This is a genomic window from Streptomyces neyagawaensis (genome assembly GCF_023516595.1).
Taxonomy (GTDB): domain Bacteria; phylum Actinomycetota; class Actinomycetes; order Streptomycetales; family Streptomycetaceae; genus Streptomyces; species Streptomyces neyagawaensis.
Genome location: NZ_JAMGBG010000138.1, coordinates 1 through 3,483, shown reverse-complemented (window position 1 = coordinate 3,483; position 3,483 = coordinate 1). Strand labels below are relative to the sequence as shown.

Sequence of the window (3,483 nt, the reverse complement as noted above, 5' to 3'; positions counted from 1 at the left end):
CGGCGCCGGCGACGTCGGCGGACGGCCGCTCGGCCGCGGCGGCCGTCTCGGGCTCGGCGAGCACGGCGCGCACCGCCGCCTCCTCCGCCTGCCAGGCGTCGAGGCGCCGTTGCAGGTCCCGGTGGGCCCCCGCGTCGAGGAGCGCCGCGGCGGCCGCCTGCGGTGTGTCGAACCCGGCGCGGAAGGCGGCGTCGGCGAGGCGTGCGTCGGCGTCCTTGAGTCGCTGAGCGGTGTCGTCGGCGGCGCGCGCGGCCTCGGCGGCCTCGGTGAGCCGGGCGGCCCGGAGTTCCAGTTGCTCCGCCCGCTCGGCCACGCTCCGGGCCTCGCCCCTGGCCTGCGTCAACTCCTCCTCCAGGGCGGCCCGTTCCCGCTCCAGGGTGTCCCGCCGGGTGTTGCGGGTGGCGGCCCGGACCGCGGCCTCCTGTCGTGCGGCGGCCCGCCGGTCGCGCTCCCGTTCGGCGTGCAGCAGCGCCTCCTGCGCGGGATGCAGGTCCGAGGCGCCGCGCCGGGCCTGCGCGTAGTCCCGCTCCACCTCCTCGGCCAGCGCGGCGAGTCGGTCGGTCGGTGTGTCACCGGCCTCCGCGCTCGCGGCGGCCAGCGCCCGCCGCAGGTCGCCGAGGCGCCGTTCCGCCTCGGCGCGCTCCTCGTCGGCCCGCTGGAACGCGGTGAGCGCCCCTTCCTCCGCCTCGCGGTCGACGTGCCCGGCGTCCTTGCGGGCGGGCGCGGGGTGGTCGGTGCCACCGCAGACGGCGCACGGCCGGCCGTCGACCAGTTCGGCGGCCAGTTCGGCGGCGATGCCGTTCAGGCGCTGTTCCCTGAGATCCAACCAGCGGGTGCGGGCGTCCCCGGCCCGCTCCGCGAGCCGGAGCACGTCCGCCCGGACCTGCTCGGTGTCCTGGTCGAGCCGGTCCCGTTCGCGGGCGGCCCGCAGCCGCCTCTCGGCGGGCTCGCGCTGGACGGCGAGCTGCTCGGCCCGGGTGGCGGCCTCCTGGGCGGCCTCGACGCGGGCCTGAAGCCCGGCCCGTGCGGTGTCCCAGTCGGCCAGCCAGCCCTCGGCGTCCTGGAGGACGTCCTCGTCCGCGCGCTCCTCGCTGTCGAGTTCGGCGCGCTCGGCGAGGAGGTCGGCCAGCTTCCGCTCGGCGCGGCGGGCCGACGCCAGGCCGCCCAGCTCCTCCGACGCCTTCCGGGCGGCGGCCGCGAGCCCGGCGGCGCCGGCGTCGGCGTACTCCGCGGGCAGGGCGGCACGCGTGCGTGCCTCGTCCGCGCCGGCCCTGCGGTGCGCGGTCTCGGCCTCGTCCCGCAGGTCGAGCGCCGGTTCCACGGCCTCGGCCTTACGGCCGCGTTCCATGCGTTCGCGGTCCGCCCGGTGGGCGTCGGCCCGCTCCTCGAGCTTCCGGGCCCGCTCCCGCGCCTCGGCGAACCGCCGCTGGAGCCGGGCCACTTCCCGTACGTCGTCCAGGTCGCGTTCGGCGGCCGCGTGCGCGGACTCGGCCGCGGCGCGCGCGCAGTGGGCGATGGTGAGCTGCTCCCGTGCGGTGCTGCGGGCGACGGCGGCCCAGCCGAGGACGGCTTCGGCGAGTCCCGGGTCGCCCGGTGCGAGCGGGGGCGGGGCGAGGTCGCCGCCGGCGGCCTGCTGCATGCGGTGGGCGTCGGCGAGCAGGTCGGTGTCGCCCTCGCGGACCTGTGCCTCGGTGGCCCGGCGCCGGTCGGCGAGGCGCTTCTCCACCGCGGCGAAACGTTGGGTGTCGAACAGCCGGCCGAGCAGCCGGCCACGGGCCTCGGCGTCGGCCCGCAGGAACCGGGCGAAGTCGCCCTGCGGCAACAGCACCACCTGGCAGAACTGTTCCCGGCTCATCCCCAGGACCTGGGTGATCTCCTCGCCGATCTCCTGGTGGGACCGGCTGAGGTCCTTCCAGGCGTCCGCGGCGGCGTCGTACTCCCGCAGCCAGCTCTGCGCCTTGTCGACCGTCGTGCCCTGCCGCTTGCCCTTCTTGGGCCGCTCCCAGGGTGGCTGCCGTGTGAGTTCCAACCGGCGTCCGGCGACGGTCAGTTCGAGGCGGACCTCGGTGCGTGTCCCGGGGTCCGCGTGGTCGCTGCGCAGGGTCATGCCCTGGCCGTTCTGGCGGGCGCCCGGCACCGAGCCGTACAGGGCGTAGCAGACGGCGTCCAGGACGGACGTCTTGCCGGCGCCGGTCGGGCCGTGCAGCAGGAAGAGGCCGGCGGCCGACAGGTCGTCGAAGTCGACGGACTGGGTGCCGCCGAAGGGGCCGAAGGCGGTGATGTCGAGCCGGTGCAGTCTCATCGGGCGGTCTCCCGGAGGGTCTCGTCGGCCCGTACGGCGTCGAAGGCGTCCCGGAGCACGGCCTGTTCGTGGCTGTCGGGGCCGGTGCCGCGCACATGGGCCACGAAGTCCTCCGCGATCTGCTGGTCGTCGCGGCCCGCGAGGCGCCGGGCGTAGGAGACGTCCGGGTCGTCGGGGGCGCGTTCCGGGTCGAAGACGAGGCTGAGGGTGTGCGGGAAGCGCGCGCAGAGCCGGGCCATGGGTTCGGCGGGCCGCACCGGGTCCGTGAGCGTGGCCTCGACCCACGCGTCCTCGTGCCGGGCGAGGCCGGGGTCGTCGAGGAGCTCGTCCAACCGGCCGCGGAGGCGGGCGAGTCGGCGCGGCACGGGGCAGTCGACGCGCTCGGCGTCGATCGCCCCGTCGGCACCGAGGTCGATCAGCCACATGCTCTTGCGGTGGTCGGCCTCCGAGAAGGAGTACGGCAGCGGGGAGCCCGAGTAGCGGACGCGGTCGGTGAGGGTCTGGCTGCCGTGCAGATGGCCCAGGGCGACGTAGTCGACGCCGTCGAAGACACCGGCGGGCACGGACGAGACCCCGCCGACGGAGATGTCCCGCTCGCTGTCGCTGGGTGCGCCACCGGTGACGAAGGCGTGGGCGAGCACGACGGAACGGGTGCCCGGCGCGCGGGTGGCCAGATCGGAGCGGACGCGGTCCATGGCGGCGGCGAGCACGGCCTCGTGGCCGGGCCTGTCCACCGCGAACTCGTCCTTGACCAGCGCGGGTTCGAGGTAGGGCAGCCCGTAGAAGGCGACGTCGCCATGGGAGTCGGCCAGGATCACCGGGACTCCGGTCGCGGTGGCGTCGGTGCGCAGGTGGATGCCCGCACGGCCCATGAGCCCGGAGCCGACGCCGAGTCGACGCGCCGAGTCGTGGTTCCCGGAGATCATCACGGTGGGGACGCCCAGCTCGGCGAGGCGGTGCAGGGCGTCGTCGTACAGTTCGACGGCGGCCAGTGGCGGCACCGCCCGGTCGTACACGTCGCCGGACACGACCACCGCGTCCACCTCGCGCTCCCGCACGGTGGTGACGAGGTGGCCGATGAACTCGGCCTGCGCCCCGAGCATGCTCACCCGGTGGAACGCCCGACCGAGATGCCAGTCGGAGGTGTGCAGAATCCTCAAGACGCCACTCCGACCCGCATG

General features: G+C 76.1%; 2 protein-coding genes. Both read right to left on the bottom strand.

All coding sequences use genetic code 11. The annotated features are described in order from the left end of the window. A partial coding sequence (locus M8J73_RS37525) for an AAA family ATPase (RefSeq protein ID WP_249829624.1) occupies positions 1-2,302 on the bottom strand: 2,302 nt, incomplete at its 3' end. After that, positions 2,299-3,462, bottom strand: a complete 1,164-nt coding sequence (locus M8J73_RS37520; RefSeq protein WP_055537977.1) for an exonuclease SbcCD subunit D — start codon at positions 3,460-3,462, stop codon at positions 2,299-2,301. The genes M8J73_RS37520 and M8J73_RS37525, both read right to left, overlap by 4 nt. Between the last annotated feature and the right edge of the window lie 21 nt (positions 3,463-3,483).